The following is an 18,127-nucleotide window of genomic DNA, read 5'->3' as shown; positions in this document are numbered from 1 at the left end:
AGGATGTTCCGGAACATAAAACAACAATAATAGGTTCAAGCACCAGGAGAGTGAGATACGACAGGAGTCATATCTAGTACCCAAATACGAAAAAGCCCAACAGGATGTCGGGCTTTTTTTATATCTGAATATTTAGGGTTTAAAAATTTCTGGCAGGTTCTCTATAAGAATATGAGGAATGTTGTTTGGATAGACAATCTCGTCAGTTTGCCTTAGCTCATTAAACGTCCACCAATGACTTTTATTAATCACATGCTTTTCGTGTTCAGTCCAGTTGGCTGTATTCACTTCTTCATTTTTAATAAAAACAATAAAGAGCCTTTCATCAGAAATCACAACCTCTGCACTCGGAAGCATCATTTCAAAATTGCGTGTTGCAACATGAGTGCCTACATTTTGCCTGACTACACCTAATTCTTCATAAAGCTCTCGGCAAGCTGCTTGCTCAAAGGTTTCCCCTTCTTCAAGTCCTCCGCCTACAGTCGCCCAATGGGATTGTCCAGCTAAGGCATCATTTGTATGAGTGAATTGAAACAATAAGATTTGATGATTTTCATTAATAACTAATAGTCTTGAAGATTTTCTAATACGCATTTGATTTTTTCTTAAAGCAACAAGGTGGCTACTATTCATATTCACTTTGAAAAGTTAAATCATTTCTCTATGTACGTTTTATCCTACAAGCTTTTAAGGATATTGCGGATTGGCGACACCCCTCTTTTTTCCTATTATGAACTCATACAGGAACAGGATGTTCCGGAACATAAAACAACAATAATAGGTTCAAGCACCAGGAGAGTGAGATACGACAGAAGTCATATCTAGTACCCAAATACGAAAAAGCTCGACAGGATGTCGGGCTTTTTTTATAACTATTTAAAAATGATATTTACGCACATCTATAGCGGGCTATGCACTTGCTCCTGCTTTTTCTGACGTATCCAACGCACCACCCAAATAACCGCAATTAGCACCACTATTGCCACAAGTGCAGGCACTAACATGGCCGAAACCGAAAGTAAGATTGCGCCAATCCACTCACCTGTTGCGACTACAAAGTTCCCTAAGCCACCCGTAGTTGCAGTTGAAACACCACGTGCGGCAACGGTACTCATTTGCACCACACCAGCCGTACCACCACCCACAATAATCGCTGCTGCCCAACTCGCAAACTGAGACATTTCTCCACTACTGACTGCCATGGTGGTGAGCGTGCCCGCGATCATCGCCGCAGGGGTCGCAATTGTGTCTAAGGCATTATCGACCCATGGAATATAGTAGGCTGCAATTTCACACACAGTTGCCACACCTAAAGCCAAACATACCGATGGCAGAGCTAACCACTCAAAACCTTTCGATGGCTCAAACCATCCCATCATGGTCGCAATGCTCATGACCAGTAGCGGTACAAACACGCGAAAACCGCAGGCAGCACTTAAGCCCACGCCAATACATAAACCCAATATTGTTTCCATAACGGTTTCCTTTTACATGCCCATCACGGGTCTTGTTATGTAAGTCTTATTTTTAAATTAACAAAAAGCCCCATCGGGTGACAGGGCTTTTTGTTAAATGCGAACGCAAATATTATTTCATTCTTAACGTTTAAATTGCGTGCAGTAGCATTTGGTGCAAGGTGGTAAAGGGTCTGTATTAATTTCTAAAAACACTCTATGTCCGCACTGAGCACAGAAATAGAAGCCTGTTCCGGGTTTTTCGCCTGCTGTTACCATGATTACATTCCTATAATCGTATATATATTAAACAGGAATATAACCCAGTTAGAGTGAATGTCAATTGTCCATTTCGCCCGATGATGATGGCATAAATGCAAAAAATGTTATTTGTACGATTTATCTTACACAGATTTAGGGATTTAGCGGATTGGCGACGCTCTGCTTTTTTTCTAATATGAACTCATACAGGAACAGGATGTTCCGGAACATAAAACAACAATAATAGGTTCATGCATCAGGATCGTGAGATACGACAGGAGTCATATCTAGCAACCAAATACGAAAAAGCCCGACAGGATGTCGGGCTTTTTTTATGTTATTAATTAATAAACCATTAATTTCAAGAGAAATTTATATTTTCAAAAAATAGTACTTATTCTTAATTTAATACTATTCTTGATTCTCTGAATTTTGCTGTAGCTCTTTTTCTATCTTCTGCACTTCTCGATTAGTATTTTGCGACAAAGCTATATTACTAGACACCTTTTCAATTAAGTTTCTAAAGTGTTGCCGACGCTCTGCCTTTGAAAAATCACCTTTTTCTATTAACTCTAATGCTTGATCAACTGTATCATTACCTATTGAGTTGAGATGAAATACCGAAATTATAGTAGGAATATGCATTATTATTAAACCAATAGATAACCACCCCCACCAAGGAGCCGCATTAAAATCAACTATCTCAATTTTTTCTAAAAATGGTCTAAAAAGATTAATAATAAAATATAGAACACATCCTAAAATAAGACCTAAACCAGTTCGAGTAGGATATTTTGCAAATAGTACATCAAGCCCCTGACTTATGAATTTAGAATATAAATCGACTTTTCCTGTCATACTGTTACCCCATCCTCAACTGGCTTCACAGCTTCTGGAGAAGTAGTAGTATCTGGAAATAAGGTACGCTTTAGTTTTCCATTTCCATCAGTAAAATCAATATCATCAGAATTGTTGATTAGAAAATCTATTAAAGCTTTCGCCTCATACTTATTAGTACCAAACCAACCTTTTCTAATTCTAAATTCAACAATATCTTCTTTAAGAACAATTAACCCCCAAGCAACTATACAAATTATAGAAAGTTTTAATAAATGCCATTCTGAATAATAAATATTGAGTAATCCTAAAGTTAATCCACACAATATAAGAATAATTTTAGTTAAGTAATTCTTTTTCTTTACGTAAAATAAGTAAGTCAATGAAATTGCAATTTCTTTAACAGTAGCTTTCTTATTTACACTCAATTTAAGCAATTTATTTAAATCACTATTTAAAGAATGAAATGCTAAAAGTGGCTCTTTCATAATTTTTATAAAATAATTTTCAAAAAAAGTAATAATAGATGCGACAAACACCAAATAACCGAATAATAAAATTGAAATATATTTAAAATTAACATTGAATTCAAATTTTACATTAAGTTTATTAATAAAAACAAATAAAAGTATTGCTAGCAGTAAAGAAGAGATTAAAATTATTTTGAATAAAGATGTATTGATTATATCAAAAAACATTTTTTTTAGATCTTCAGTTTCTTTTGATTTTCTTCTCACATTATTTCCTCATATATTAATATCGCTATATAACCCTTATATAATATAAAAAACCCCATCATTAAGACAGGGCTTTTTTTGAACAAAATTAAAAATGTTTAACTAAAGTATCAAGCCACTTGACCTTCTAAAAAGTCTTGCGCAAAACGCTGTAATACACCGCCCGCTTCATATACAGAAACTTCTTCTTCTGTATCTAAACGACAAGTCACAGGCACTTCAAGAATCTCTTCTTTACCATCCGCAGTAGCACGTTCAATCACTAAAGTTAAAGTCGAACGCGGTGCGATATTACCAATCACGCTATAAAGCTCTGTACCATCTAGTTTTAAAGTCTTGCGGTTTACACCCGGTTTAAACTCAAGTGGTAACACCCCCATACCCACCAAGTTAGTACGGTGAATACGTTCAAAACCTTCTGCCACAATCGCTTCAACACCTGCAAGGCGTACACCTTTTGCAGCCCAATCACGGCTCGAGCCCTGACCGTAGTCAGCACCCGCAATAATGATTAACGGCTGTTTACGGTTCATATAGGTTTCAATTGCTTCCCACATACGCATCACTTCGCCTTCTGGCTCTACACGCGCTTTTGAACCTTGCTTAATGGTACCGTCTGAGCGAACCACCATTTCGTTATAGAGTTTCGGGTTAGCAAAGGTTGCACGTTGTGCAGTCAAATGGTCACCCCGGTGGGTTGCGTATGAGTTGAAGTCTTCTTCTGGTACGCCCATTTTGTGAAGGTATTCACCCGCAGCCGAGTCCATCAAAATTGCATTTGAAGGCGACAAGTGGTCAGTGGTGATGTTGTCACCCAAAATCGCAAGCGGACGCATGTTCGCCAAAGTACGTGGTGCAGCCAACGCCCCTTCCCAATATGGCGGACGGCGGATGTAAGTACTCTGCGGACGCCAGTCGTAAAGTGGGCTTTCAGCTTCTTCGGTTACGCCTAAGTCAAACATTGGAATGTAGACTTTACGGAACTGTTCAGGCTTCACGGCTTGTTTTACTAAGGCATCAATTTCAGCATCAGATGGCCAAATGTCTTTGAGGTAAATCGGGTTACCTTCTTTGTCATGACCTAACGCATCTTTTTCAATATCAAAACGAATCGTACCCGCAATTGCATACGCCACAACAAGCGGTGGAGATGCTAGGAATGCTTGTTTTGCATAAGGATGGATACGACCATCGAAGTTACGGTTACCAGAAAGTACTGCTGTTGCGTACAAGTCACGGTCAATAATTTCTTGTTGGATAACTGGATCTAACGCACCCGACATACCATTACACGTCGTACAAGCGTAAGCCACAATACCAAAACCAAGTTTTTCTAAGTCTTTTAGAACACCTGCTTCTTCAAGGTAAAGTGCAGCCGCTTTTGAACCCGGTGCAAATGATGATTTCACCCAAGGTTTACGAACTAAACCAAGCTCATTTGCCTTACGTGCCAACAAACCTGCCGCCACAGTGTTACGTGGGTTAGAAGTGTTAGTACATGAAGTAATTGCAGCAATAATAATTGCGCCATCAGGCATTAAACCATCAGAACGGTTTTCAACAACACCTGCAATACCTTTTTCTTTTAGGTCCGCAGTTGAAACACGTGCATGTGGGTTTGATGGACCAGCAATGTTACGTGTTACTTTTGATAGGTCAAAACGAAGTACACGTGGGTACTCTGCTTTGGTCATATCAGATGCCCAAAGGCCGATTTCTTTTGCGTACTGTTCAACCAATGCCACTTGAGCATCTTCACGGCCTGTAAGGCGTAAGTAGTCGATTGTGTTTTGGTCGATGTAGAACATGGCAGCCGTAGCGCCATATTCTGGTGTCATGTTCGAAATGGTTGCACGGTCGCCCACAGACATACTGTCAGCACCTTCACCAAAGAACTCAAGATATGCACCGACTACACGCTCTTTACGCAAGAACTCAGTTAGAGCAAGCACAATATCTGTTGCAGTAATGCCTGCCTGACGCTGACCTACAAACTCAACACCAATAATGTCTGGCAGACGCATCCAAGATGCACGGCCCAACATTACGTTTTCAGCTTCTAAACCACCCACGCCCACAGAAATTACACCCAAAGCGTCTGTATGTGGTGTGTGTGAGTCTGTGCCTACGCATGTGTCAGGGAATGCTACGCCATCACGCGCCTGAATGACCGGAGACATTTTCTCTAGGTTAATCTGGTGCATAATGCCGTTCCCCGCAGGGATCACATCGACATTTTTAAATGCTGTTTTAGTCCACTCAATAAAGTGGAAACGGTCTTCATTACGACGGTCTTCAACAGCACGGTTTTTTTCAAAAGCGTCTGGGTCAGCACCACCGTATTCCACTGCTAAAGAGTGGTCGACAATAAGCTGAGTCGGCACAACTGGGTTGACTTTAGATGGGTCACCGCCTTTGTCAGCAATCGCATCACGCAAGCCTGCAAGGTCAACCAATGCTGTTTGACCTAAGATGTCATGACACACCACGCGCGCAGGGTACCAAGGAAAATCCAAGTCCTGACGGCCTTCAATCAACTGCGTTAAATAAGCAGTTAAGTTCTCGGCATCGGCACGGCGTACCAATTGCTCTGCGAGTACTTTAGACGTGTAAGGCAGTTTTTCGTATGCGCCTGGCTGAATATCTTCAACGGCTTGACGCACGTCGTAATATTCAAGCTGGGTACCTGCCAGCGGTTTACGGTATTTTGTGTTCATTAACCACGCTCCGCCAATGGTTTAAATTCGAGGTTTTCAGGGCCTGTGTAGTTCGCGCTTGGACGAATGATTTTGCCGTCTTGGCGTTGTTCAATCACGTGCGCTGACCAACCTGCTGTACGTGCAATCACGAACAATGGTGTGAACATTGCAGTTGGAACACCCATTAAGTGATAGCTCACTGCACTGAACCAGTCGAGGTTCGGGAACATGTTTTTCACTTCTTTCATCACTGCTTCTAAACGCTCAGCGATAAGGTACATTTTGGTGTTCTCTTGCGCTTGTGCCAAGTCGTGCGCCACTTTCTTGATCACTTCGTTACGTGGGTCAGAAACTGTATATACAGGGTGACCAAAACCAATCACAACTTCTTTATTTTCAACACGTTTGCGAATGTCAGCTTCTGCTTCGTCTGCGTTGTCGTAACGTTGTTGAATCACGAATGCAACTTCGTTTGCACCACCATGTTTAGGTCCGCGAAGTGCACCAATACCACCTGTAATTGCCGAGTACATGTCAGAGCCTGTACCTGCAACCACACGTGACGTAAATGTAGATGCGTTGAACTCGTGCTCAGCATACAAAATAAGAGATGTATGCATTGCTTGAATCCATTCTTCAGATGGTTTTTCGCCATGAAGCAAATGTAAGAAATGCGCTGCAATTGAGTCGTCATCAGTTTCAACTTCAATACGACGACCGTTGTTGCTGAAGTGATACCAATAGAGCAGCATTGAGCCTAGGCTTGCCATTAATTTATCAGCAATGTCTTTTGCACCCGCTTCATTGTGGTCTTCGTGTTCTGGCGTTAAGCACCCAAGAACTGATACACCTGTACGCATGACATCCATTGGGTGCGCAGACGGTGGTAATTGTTCAAGTGCAGTTTTCAGTGCTGCTGGTAAGCCACGAAGTGCTTTTAATTTTGCTTTATAGGCTTTGAGTTCAGCTTTGTTTGGTAATTTGCCATGTACGAGCAAGTGCGCAACTTCTTCAAACTGGCTACCCGCTGCAAGGTCAAGAATGTCATAGCCACGATAGTGCAAGTCGTTACCGCTACGTCCTACGGTACACAGTGCTGTGTTGCCTGCAACTTGTCCACTAAGTGCAACTGATTTTTTTGGTTTGAAGCCTGTTGTTGTTTCATTTGAGCTCATAAGATTTTCCTTTCCTATCTATTTAAATTATTTGGGGAACACGGCATATGTACCGTGTTTTACTTCTTATTTCTTTTTAGCAAATGCGTTGTCTAAGTAGTCTTCAAATGCATAGTAATTAATGCGTTCATATAACTCTTTACGCGTTTGCATAATATCAACCACGTTCTTTTGTGTGCCTTCTTTACGCAAGGTTTCATACACAGTTTCGGCTGCTTTATTCATGGCACGGAAAGCAGAAAGCGGATAAAGCGCAAGGCTTACATCGGCAGATGCTAACTCTTCAGTGGTAAACAGTGGTGTGGAACCAAACTCGGTAATGTTTGCCAAAATTGGTGCGCCAGTCTTCTGAGCAAATTGCTTGTACATATCAAGCTCGGTAATTGCTTCAGGGAATAACATGTCTGCACCCGCTTCAATGTAAGCACCAGCACGGTCAATTGCAGCTTGTAAGCCATCTACTGCCAATGCGTCGGTACGAGCCATAATCACGAAGCTGTCATCACCACGCGCATCAACCGCTGCTTTAATACGGTCAACCATTTCTTCTTGAGTCACAATGGCTTTGTTCGGACGGTGACCACAACGTTTTGCGCCCACTTGGTCTTCAATGTGCATTGCCGCAGCACCAAACTTAATCAGTGCTTTAGTCGTACGTGCAATGTTAAATGCAGAAGCACCAAAACCTGTGTCCGCATCGACCAATAATGGAAGATCACATACATCGGTAATACGGCGTACGTCTGTCAACACATCATCAAGGTTACTAATTCCCAAATCAGGTAAGCCTAAAGAACCAGCGGCTACACCACCACCTGATAAGTAAATCGCTTTATAACCTGCACGTTTTGCCAAAAGTGCATGATTGGCGTTGATGGTTCCAACCACTTGTAATGGCTTTTCTTGGGCTACTGCATCGCGAAATAGCTGACCTGCGGATTGTTTAGCCATTGTTATGTTCTCCTTGTGCTTGTAGCAGTGTTTGCTCAATAATTTTGTAAGAAGCATTGATATGTCGATGCATCAGCAGCTCGGCAAGTTCACCATCACCTTCTGCAATTGCATCTAAAATACGGATATGTTCGTCCCAAGCTTTGCTCGGTCGATCGGGTGTGTTTGAAAATTGAATTCGGTACATGCGGATGAGGTGATAAAGCTCATCACATAGCATTTTTTCTAGGGTTTTATTACCACTACTTTTGATAATGCAGTAGTGAAAATCGTCCTGCCCTTCTTGCAAGTAATATCCTTTACCTGCTTTAAAGTTTTCATCTTCGGCATGCATACGCAAAACATCACGCAGTGCCAAGATTTGCTTTTTATCAATATGCTGTGCAGCAAGTTTGCAGGCTAAACCTTCTAAAGACGCACGAATTTGGTAAAGCTCTTTAAACTGTTGCAAGGATAGCGAAACCACGCGCGCACCCACATGTGCAGTACGCTCAACTAAACGCTGCCCTTCAAGGCGATGAATTGCTTCACGCAAAGGCCCACGACTAATACCATACGTGCGCGCCAGTTCAGGCTCAGAAATTTTGCTACCTGCCGGAATTTGACCCAAAACAATCGCCGTCTGTATTTGTTTAAATACATTCTCGGTCAGTGTTCTTCCCTGACTCTGTAATGGCTCTGGTGCGAAGGTCAAATCTTGCATATTGTCGACAATTTTTAATCAATTATGAGTTTTATAGCGGTATGAATGAAAAAAATCAAGGTGATTGTTGACACTTTACAGAACGCATCAGGTCAATTTTTATCGTTAGGCCTGACATTTCACCTTATGTTTAAAGCATGACACCACTTACTATTTAATATTTATAAAACAATTATTTATACTTAGTTTGCCTATAGTTGTATGACTATTTATGGCTTGCTTTTTAGTCAATAAACTTTTGTTTCAAACTTTAGTCTACAACCAATGTATTACAGCAAGATTGTAGACAATCTGCTTGAATGAAATCATGAGTTAGAAATTAGTATCTATTTACCGTAATTTCTTTTAAATCTTTTTATCATTTTCAGCCAGAAAATATCGATATTAGTGAAATTATCAGGTGCTTCACGGTAGCTTTATTGGTACATTATTGAGCATCGACATAGTTGTGACGTATTTTTCGAAACAGAAAAAACCGAACACTATGCATATTGTTGAATGAAAGGACTTTTTTAATGTTTCAACATATCCCCCCATACGCAGGCGACCCAATTTTATCTTTAATGGAACAGTTCAATGCTGACACTCGTTCTGAAAAAGTAAACTTGAGTATTGGTCTTTATTATAACGAAGACAGTATTGTTCCTCAGTTAGAGACTATTATCGAGGCGCAAAAGCGTATTGAGCCTAAAAACGGTAAAACCAAACTTTATTTGCCAATGGAAGGCTTCAAACCTTACCGCGAAGCAATTCAAGCACTTTTATTTGGTGCAAACAGCCCAGCAGTTAAAGCTGGCCGCGCTGTGACCATCCAAACGCTTGGTGGCTCAGGTGCATTGAAAGTTGGTGCGGATTTCTTAAAAACTTATTTCCCAAATTCAGACGTTTGGGTAAGCCAACCAACTTGGGATAACCACGTTGCGATTTTCAATGGCGCTGGTATCAAAACTCATTTCTACCCATATTTCGACAACGAAACTCGTGGTGTAGATTTTGACGGTATGCTTTCTACACTTAAAACTTTGCCTGAGCAAAGCATTGTGTTGTTGCACCCATGCTGCCACAACCCAACTGGTGCTGACTTAAACCCAGCGCAGTGGGACCAAGTAATTGCAGTATTAAAAGACCGTAACCTTATTCCATTCCTAGACATTGCTTACCAAGGTTTTGGTGACGGTATGGAAGAAGATGCGTATGCAATCCGTGCTTTAGACCAAGCAGGTCTAAACTTCATCGTGAGCAACTCGTTCTCTAAAATCTTCTCTTTATATGGCGAGCGCGTTGGCGGCTTAACTTTCGTATGTGACGATGCAGAAGCTGCTCAGTGCACATTCGGTCAATTAAAAGCGACTGTACGCCGTATTTACTCTAGCCCTCCTACAACAGGCGCTTGGTTGGTTGATGAAGTGTTAAATGACGCTGAACTTAACCAACAATGGCAAGGTGAAGTAAAAGAGATGCGTGAGCGTATTATTAAAATGCGTAGCATCTTGAAAGATGAACTCACTAAAGCATTACCAGACCGTGACTTTAGCTACCTTGTAAACCAAAAAGGTATGTTCAGCTACACAGGTCTAACTGCTGAGCAAGTAGATATCTTGCGTGAAGAATATGCAATCTACTTAGTACGTAGTGGTCGTATTTGTGTAGCAGGTTTAAACATGAACAATGTTTATACTGTTGCTAAAGCGATGGCTGAAGTACTTGCTAAATCAGTAGAAGCAGCATAAGACATCTACTAAAAAAGGCGCTTCGGCGCCTTTTTTATGTCTCGATATTACGATTTAGCTTTGCCCCAATATTTTAGTTTTGAGGTATGACCAATACCCACATTAAAGCTATTGGTTGGGTCGAGTTTTTGATAGAAATTGGCCAATGCAGGCTTGGCAATGTAGAGATGCCCGACATTATGCTCTGCCGGATATTCAGCACGGCGTACATCCAGCAACTTCCACATTTGGTGTTCCATGTCTAATGGGTCATTACCCTTTTTAAGAATATAGTCCTGATGGAAAACATGACAAAAGAAATGTCCATAATAGAGTTTATGGAGAATTTTATTTTCCATCTCAGCTGGCAGTTGCTCTACCCATTCGCGGTCATTACGACGTAAAGCAATATCAAGCGCCACAATATCTTCAACTTCACTACGGTGAGTATCACGATAACGAATTGCCGCCCCTGCAATCGCAAAACGGTGTAAGAAAGCCTTTCGCCCTTCTTCTTCGCTACATACGAAATAGCTACCTGACTGGTGCACTGCAAAATATTCTTTTAAAAACTGCTCAGTTTGTACTTTCGAGTTATTTTCAACACGTAGCACTAAATGATGCTCATAACGATCTCGATATTCAGTCATACGCTTCGGTAAATGACTCGGTAAAAAGAACGTAATCGCCTGTAAAATATGATCCGTTAAGCCTTTAATTTTAAATCGTTCTAAGAAACCATCGACTTTATCTTTCATCGCAAAAGCTTTGGGAACATTGGCTGTACCAAATTTCTCAATAAATAAGAATGTGTCTTTTCCGTACTTTTCACCAATTAAATAAGCATCTCGATGAATGTATTCACCTGCAATCGGCAGGCTTGGCAGTGAAGTCAGTAAATAACGGCGAATAGCGGTTAAATCATCGGCATCATTAGTACCAATATAAAAGACATTGCTCTCTACTTTTTCATAAGTATCAAGACGAACCGCAAATACACACACTTTACCTGCCGAACCCGATGCTTCAAACAAACGTGACGGGTCTGCATTAAAACGAGCAGGCGTATCTTCATCTACTTGCGTCACATCGTGGGCATAACGATGGTCGGACGCCTGCTTTTCATTGTCATCTAAAATATCTACAGCTTGATATTTCTGCTTCTCTAAACGAGTCAAAATCTCTTCGGGAGTCGAGCCTAAATTCACCCCTAAGTGGTTCACCAGTTCTAATTGACCAGCAGCATTCACTTGAGCATATAACGCCAGTTCAGTATACGCAGGACCACGGCGTACCAACGCACCACCAGAGTTATTACACACCCCGCCCAGTACCGATGCCCCAATACAAGATGAACCAATCACCGAATGAGGTTCACGATCATAGTCTTTTAAAATTTGCTCTAAATTGTCTAAGGTCGCACCCGGTAAACAAATCACTTGCTTACCGTCATGAATGACTTGAATGCCCTTTAAGCGACGAGTACTCATGACTAAAACAGGACGATCATAATCATCGCCATACGGGGTTGAACCACCAGTGAGTCCTGTATTGGCCGCCTGCATAATTACAATACAGTCTGCCTCAATCGCAGCTTGGAGCACCTGCCATTGCTCTAGTAAAGTGCCTGGCACCACCACAGCCAGCACTTTCCCCTCACCAAAACGTCGACCTTGACGGTACTGACGCGTACTTTGGTCATCGGTCAAAACATGAGTGCGCCCTACAATATTCTGTAAACGTTCGATCACTGCTTGAGGAGAAAATGTTTGCATGATGGTTTCCTTTTGGTCATCCATATCACATTGTTTTTTAAATTTAGAGAAACACGACAGAGTCTTACAGGGAAAAGTTCGGTGTAAGCAGCTCATTCTGTTACTTTGGTTTTGCCCTGAGTGGCGGCTAAAGCCACGCAAGACCAAAGGCACTGTCACTTACAGAACCTGTTCGCTGTATCCATTTTTCAAGTTATATTGCAAAAACAAAGTTTTGCTCATACTACGCAGGCTGTAAGTAACGCTTAGCACCAGCAGCTAATCTCTAGGTGTTAGATTTAATTCAAATTGGCTACGCGTTGGCGGCAAGGATGCCGCCTGTTGAGCAACTGTACAAGGAAGTACGGTTTGCTCAACAAAAGGTTTTTGGTTACTTTTGACCTTTCAAAAGTGACAAATGCCTATACATAAAACATTAGCAAATCACCAAATTTTGAGGCTGTACTTACTGCTTCACTTACTATTTCTTAAAGACCTTGTTTCATCGCCTGCACTAAACAATCAGCATTAATATCCGAAATTGACTTAGCACCAGTGAGCGTCATCGCAACACGCATTTCCTTATCAATCAAATCAAGCAAGTTCGACACCCCTTGCCCACCTGCTGCTGCCAAGGCATAAACAAATGCACGGCCAAGTAATACCGTATCGGCACCGAGTGCCAACATACGTACCACATCTAGACCATTACGAATGCCAGAGTCTGCCAAAATCGCCAAATCACCTTTCACGGCATCAGCAATTGCAGGCAATGCACGAGCAGGCGACATCACACCATCTAACTGACGACCACCATGGTTCGATACCACAATACCATCTGCACCAAAACGCACAGCATCTTTGGCATCTTCAGGGTCTAAAATGCCCTTAATTACCATTGGGCCATCCCAAAACTCACGAATCCACTCAAGGTCTTTCCATGAAATCGATGGGTCAAAGTTCGAACCTAACCAACCAATATAGTCTTCAAGCCCAGTCGGTTTACCTAAATATTTAGAAATGTTCCCCAAGTCGTGCGGGCGCCCCATTAAGCCCACATTCCATGACCAATGTGGGTGGAACATCGACTGCATATAACGGCGCATCGCCGCATTTGGTCCACTCATACCCGAATGAGCATCACGATAACGCGCACCCGGCACAGGCATATCTACAGTAAATACCAGTGTTGAACAGCCTGCCGCTTTTGCACGTTCCAAAGCATTACGCATAAAACCACGGTCACGTAATACATAAAGCTGGAACCACATCGGGCGATTAATTGCAGGCGCAACTTCCTCAATCGGACAAACAGAAACTGTTGAAAGCGTAAATGGAATGCCCTTTTTATCAGCTGCCATCGCGGCCTGAACTTCACCACGGCGCGCATACATGCCTGTTAAACCCACAGGCGCTAATGCAACCGGCATCGACAAGGTTTCATTAAACAATTTTGTCTCTAAACTTAACGCGGACATGTCATTCAGCACACGTTGACGCAATGCTATTTCTGACAAATCTTGAACGTTACGCTTTAAGGTATATTCCGAATACGCCCCACCATCAATGTAATGAAATAAAAATGGAGGTAAGCGACGTTGTGCCGCAGCACGATAATCATTGCCAGAAGAAATAATCATTTTGAATCAACTCTATTTAAACGATTTGCGCGTTTCTGGCGAGCTTCATCTTCATCCAGAGAACGCACATGATTAATCACAAATTCAATATGACCGCAGACAGCTTGGCGTGCGGCCTCGGGATCTTTACGATCAATAGCATCCATCACCTGAAAATGCTGCTCGCTGAGCAAATCACCATTTACGGGGTCGTTATAAACTTTTTTACGTCCTAACAAGACGTTGTATTGCAGCAAATCGAAGAGACTACGCATCATTTGAATCAGCACCACATTGTGAGATGCTTCAGCAATTGCTAAGTGAAATTCAGCATCTGCGACCGCAGCCTGTGCTGAGTCACCTGCATTTTGATGACGACTATTTTCATTAAAATAATGATGAATTTTGGCGCGATCTTCAGGTGTTGAACGTAATGCGGCATACCAAGCAGTACCACCTTCAAGCAATAATCGCGCCTCTTGCACATCAAAACGGTACAGTGGATCTTCTTCAATCAAGTTACTAATCGGGTTCACAATCAGTTGCTGTGGCCACTGTTCAGGTAACTGCTGAATATAAGTCCCATCGCCACGGCGGCTACTGAGCACCCCTTGACTATTAAGCTGTTGAATTGCTTCACGCAAAGACGGACGAGAAACTCCTAAGCTCGTTGCAAGCTGGCGCTCGGCAGGCAAACGGTCACCTTTTTTCATGTGACGCTCTTCAATTAATGCCTGCAATTTCATGACCACTTGATCGGAGATTCTCATCGCGTTTCCTTCACTGGAGTTATGGAATCATCCACGGAACCAGATAAGCCTGAACCGTAATAATGATGCCAACAAAGACAGTGAATATGATGCTATGTTTTACCGTGAAACGGAACAAGTCAGACTCTTTTCCAACTAAGCCCACCGCTGCACAAGCAATGGCAATCGACTGTGGAGAAATCATCTTACCTGTAACACCACCGCTGGTATTCGCAGCTACAAGCAATACTTCAGGAATACCAATTTGCTGCGCTGTCGTTGCCTGTAGTGCCGAGAACAAAGCATTTGAAGAAGTGTCTGAACCCGTAAGGAACACACCAAGCCAACCCAAAAATGGCGAGAAGAAAGTAAATGCATGACCCGTATGTGCTAGAGCCAACGCCAAAGTTGCAGATAAACCTGAATAGTTCGCAATAAAAGCAAACGCCAACACCATACCAATAGAATAAATCGGTGTTTTTAACTCATTAAGTGTTTCACCAAAGGTCGTTACAGCTTCACTTGCTTTCATTTTTAAGAAAATAGCAGTAATGATCGCAGCAATAAAAATTGCAGTACCTGTTGCAGAGAACCAGTCAAACTTATAAATCGCTTCATATGGTTTCATCTCTGCCACAATCGGCGGCATTTTTTCGACCAATTTGTGCAAATACGGTACTTCAAGTTTAAAAATCCAGTGTTCAAGAGCACCATCTTTTGCAAATAATGCTTTAAATGGCTTAACACTCCAGATAGTCACCATGACTGTTAAAATCGCAAATGGAGACCATGCTTTGGCAATTTTCCCAATACTGTAGCGTTGAACTGTAGTAGGTTGCTGAGTCAAAGTTTGACCAACTTCAGCTTCAAAACGGAAAATATGTTTTGGTTGCCAAACGCGGAACAACAAAGTTAGGCTTACCAATGACGCAATTGCTGCGGTAATGTCAGGTAACTCAGGACCAATAAAGTTAGATGTAAGATATTGTGCTATCGCAAACGAACCACCACCAACGACCACCGCAGGCCAAGTTTCCTTAACACCACGCCAGCCATCCATAATCGCCATAATCCAGAACAGCACAATCAGCGTTAAAAATGGCAACTGACGCCCAACCATCTGGCTAATTTCCATTGTGTCTACACCAGAAACCTGCCCTGCCACAATAATTGGAATACCCATCGCACCAAATGCAACTGGAGCGGTATTTACGATCAAACATAGACCGGCAGCGTAGAGTGGTTTAAAGCCTAAACCAACAAGGAGTGCAGCGGTAATTGCAACAGGAGCACCAAAACCCGCCGCCCCTTCTAAAAATGTACCAAATGCAAAACCAACCAATAGCATTTGCAGACGTTGGTCTTCGGTAATCGACAAAATGCTTGAGCGAATAACCTCAAACTGGCCTGTTTTTACCGAAATTTTATATAGAAAAACTGCCCCAATAATGATCCATGAAATTGGCCATAGACCATAGAAGAATCCATAGACAATAGAAGCAAAGGCCATTTGACCCGGCATTTGATAGAAAAAGAGCGCAATCAATAATGCAATAATGACGGTGCCTGTACCCGCGATACTGCCTTTTAAACGAAAAACAGCTAATGCCAAAAAGAAGAAAATAATCGGGATTAATGCAACCGCGCTAGACAGCCAAATATTATTTAAAGGGTCATAAAGTTGTTGCCACATATTGAGCATTGTCATCTCCTTGAAATGCCGGGGCGAAATTTTTGTACCTTAAATCTTTAAACATTTAACACAATTGGTATGACCAATTAAAATTTAAGTGCAAATGCTGTTCCTTAAACCACAGATCGCATCATAAACACAGACATTGGTAAGATCAATCATTAAATAATAGTTATAATTGGTATGACCAATATGATTAAGTAAAATCAAGTAATTCCTAATTTATAAATTTATTTATTAGACTAAAGTCGTAAAAATCTTTCTTATAAATTTAGATACGCACTATCGAAATGAAGCGAATAATTTGAATATAAAAACTATAAACATTCCTGTTTCATGATCTATGTATAATGTGCACACAACTCAAACCACATGTATTGAATTGAATAATGACTACTTTAACGTGTTTTAAAGCTTATGATATCCGAGGCAAACTCGGCACCGAATTGAATGAAGAAATCGCCTATAAAATTGGCCGCGCTTACGGACAAATCTATAAACCAAAGACTGTGGTTGTAGGTTGTGATATTCGCTTAAGCAGTGAGGATTTAAAACAAGCGACCATCCGCGGATTAAACGATGCGGGTGTTAATGTGCTTGATTTGGGCATGACGGGAACTGAAGAAGTTTACTTTGCCGCTTTCCATTTAGATGTGCAAGGTGGTATCGAAGTTACTGCGAGCCACAACCCAATGGACTATAACGGCATGAAATTGGTTCGAGAAAATGCTCGTCCAATTAGTGCCGATACTGGTTTAAAAGAAATTCAGGCTTTAGCGGAAACCAATAACTTTGAAGAAGTTAGTCAAAAAGGTACAACTCAAAGTTATAACATTTTGCCTGAATTCGTTGATCACTTAATCACCTATATTGAACCTGCAAAAATCCGTCCACTTAAATTAGTGGTAAACGCGGGTAATGGTGCAGCTGGTCATGTGATTGATGCTATTGAAGAAAAATTTAAGACACTTAACGTACCAGTTGAATTTATTAAAATTCACCATGAAGCAGATGGTACTTTCCCAAATGGGATTCCTAACCCAATTTTAATTGAAAACCGTGACAGTACCCGAAATGCTGTACTTGAGCATAAAGCAGATATGGGGATTGCATGGGACGGCGACTTTGACCGCTGCTTCTTGTTCGATGAAAAAGGTCAGTTCATTGAAGGCTACTATATTGTGGGTCTATTGGCTCAAGCTTTCTTGATTAAACAATCAGGCGAGAAAATTGTGCATGACCCGCGTTTAGTGTGGAATACGTTTGATATCGTCGATGAATATAAAGGCATTGCCGTACAGTCAAAATCTGGTCATGCATTCATTAAAGACGTTATGCGTGAGAACAATGCTATATATGGCGGCGAAATGAGTGCCCATCACTATTTCCGTGACTTTGCTTACTGCGACAGCGGCATGATTCCTTGGTTACTCACCGTTGCTCTACTTTCTGAAACAGGACAATCACTTTCAACACTTGTTGAAAATATGATTACCAAGTTTCCTTGTAGCGGTGAAATTAACTTTAAAGTGGCTGATACACAAATCACTATTCAAAAGATTTTCGATTTCTATGCCGAGCAAAACCCAGAAATTGACCGTACCGATGGTGTAAGCCTAGACTTTGGTGCATGGCGTTTTAATGTACGTGCTTCAAACACTGAGCCTTTACTACGTCTCAACATTGAAAGCCGTGCAGACCGTCAAGCTCAGCCAATGCAGCATTATGTAGATGAATTGACAGGATTAATTCAATCTTAATAGCATTCGTATCAAAGAGATGGAAA

At 41.5% G+C, this 18,127-nt stretch carries 15 protein-coding genes; 2 read left to right on the top strand and 13 right to left on the bottom strand.

Annotated features, from left to right (window positions below):
• Window positions 1–132: 132 nt before the first annotated feature.
• From ABLB96_RS03140 to ABLB96_RS03100, 9 genes are all read right to left on the bottom strand, one after another.
• A complete protein-coding gene (locus tag ABLB96_RS03140) occupies window positions 133–633 on the bottom strand; it encodes an NUDIX domain-containing protein (RefSeq protein WP_348897221.1) in 501 nt (166 codons plus the stop codon).
• 266 nt (window positions 634–899) lie between these two features.
• A complete protein-coding gene (locus tag ABLB96_RS03135; protein WP_348897223.1) occupies window positions 900–1,475 on the bottom strand; it encodes a DUF4126 domain-containing protein in 576 nt (191 codons plus the stop codon).
• 123 nt (window positions 1,476–1,598) lie between these two features.
• Complete coding sequence (locus ABLB96_RS03130) at window positions 1,599–1,733, bottom strand: zinc ribbon-containing protein (RefSeq protein WP_001983336.1); 135 nt, start codon at window positions 1,731–1,733, stop codon at window positions 1,599–1,601.
• Window positions 1,734–2,126: 393 nt separating this feature from the next.
• Window positions 2,127–2,573 carry a hypothetical protein gene (locus tag ABLB96_RS03125; protein WP_348897225.1) on the bottom strand — a complete coding sequence of 149 codons (447 nt, stop codon included), beginning with the start codon at window positions 2,571–2,573 and terminating at the stop codon, window positions 2,127–2,129.
• Window positions 2,570–3,289, bottom strand: coding sequence for a hypothetical protein (locus ABLB96_RS03120; RefSeq protein ID WP_348897227.1), 720 nt, complete (start codon window positions 3,287–3,289; stop codon window positions 2,570–2,572). Before ABLB96_RS03120 ends, ABLB96_RS03125 begins: the two co-directional genes overlap by 4 nt.
• Before the next feature lie 110 nt (window positions 3,290–3,399).
• Window positions 3,400–6,006 carry a Fe/S-dependent 2-methylisocitrate dehydratase AcnD gene (gene acnD, locus ABLB96_RS03115; RefSeq protein WP_348897228.1) on the bottom strand — a complete coding sequence of 869 codons (2,607 nt, stop codon included), beginning with the start codon at window positions 6,004–6,006 and terminating at the stop codon, window positions 3,400–3,402.
• A complete protein-coding gene (gene prpC / locus ABLB96_RS03110; RefSeq protein ID WP_002120737.1) occupies window positions 6,006–7,163 on the bottom strand; it encodes a 2-methylcitrate synthase in 1,158 nt (385 codons plus the stop codon). The genes acnD and prpC overlap by 1 nt, the downstream gene beginning before the upstream one ends.
• 66 nt (window positions 7,164–7,229) lie before the next feature.
• Complete coding sequence (gene prpB, locus ABLB96_RS03105; RefSeq protein WP_004706036.1) at window positions 7,230–8,114, bottom strand: methylisocitrate lyase; 885 nt, start codon at window positions 8,112–8,114, stop codon at window positions 7,230–7,232.
• Window positions 8,107–8,817, bottom strand: coding sequence for a GntR family transcriptional regulator (locus tag ABLB96_RS03100; protein ID WP_001153627.1), 711 nt, complete (start codon window positions 8,815–8,817; stop codon window positions 8,107–8,109). Before ABLB96_RS03100 ends, prpB begins: the two co-directional genes overlap by 8 nt.
• 515 nt (window positions 8,818–9,332) lie before the next feature.
• Between ABLB96_RS03100 and ABLB96_RS03095 the strand changes: the two genes are divergently transcribed.
• Window positions 9,333–10,547: an amino acid aminotransferase gene (locus tag ABLB96_RS03095; RefSeq protein WP_004706039.1), complete on the top strand. Its 1,215-nt coding sequence runs from the start codon at window positions 9,333–9,335 to the stop codon at window positions 10,545–10,547.
• A 47-nt stretch (window positions 10,548–10,594) separates the two neighbouring features.
• Here the strand turns inward: ABLB96_RS03095 and dld are convergent, their stop codons facing one another.
• The 4 genes from dld to lldP form a co-directional block, all read right to left on the bottom strand.
• Entirely contained in the window at window positions 10,595–12,301 is a 1,707-nt protein-coding gene (gene dld, locus ABLB96_RS03090) for a D-lactate dehydrogenase (protein ID WP_348897230.1), read from the bottom strand.
• A gap of 467 nt (window positions 12,302–12,768) precedes the next feature.
• Complete coding sequence (lldD, locus tag ABLB96_RS03085; protein WP_348897232.1) at window positions 12,769–13,920, bottom strand: FMN-dependent L-lactate dehydrogenase LldD; 1,152 nt, start codon at window positions 13,918–13,920, stop codon at window positions 12,769–12,771.
• Window positions 13,917–14,669: a transcriptional regulator LldR gene (gene lldR, locus ABLB96_RS03080; protein ID WP_348897233.1), complete on the bottom strand. Its 753-nt coding sequence runs from the start codon at window positions 14,667–14,669 to the stop codon at window positions 13,917–13,919. Before lldR ends, lldD begins: the two co-directional genes overlap by 4 nt.
• Before the next feature lie 19 nt (window positions 14,670–14,688).
• Window positions 14,689–16,356, bottom strand: a complete 1,668-nt coding sequence (lldP, locus tag ABLB96_RS03075; protein WP_348897234.1) for an L-lactate permease — start codon at window positions 16,354–16,356, stop codon at window positions 14,689–14,691.
• Between the two features lie 374 nt (window positions 16,357–16,730).
• Here lldP and ABLB96_RS03070 point away from each other — a divergent pair, with 374 nt between their 5' ends.
• Window positions 16,731–18,101, top strand: a complete 1,371-nt coding sequence (locus ABLB96_RS03070; RefSeq protein ID WP_348897236.1) for a phosphomannomutase CpsG — start codon at window positions 16,731–16,733, stop codon at window positions 18,099–18,101.
• Window positions 18,102–18,127: the final 26 nt, after the last annotated feature.

The sequence above is a fragment of the Acinetobacter sp. XH1741 genome (assembly GCF_041021895.1).
Lineage (GTDB): Bacteria > Pseudomonadota > Gammaproteobacteria > Pseudomonadales > Moraxellaceae > Acinetobacter.
The sequence above is the reverse complement of the archived record's forward strand: the minus strand, read 5'-3'. Positions and strand labels throughout refer to the sequence as shown.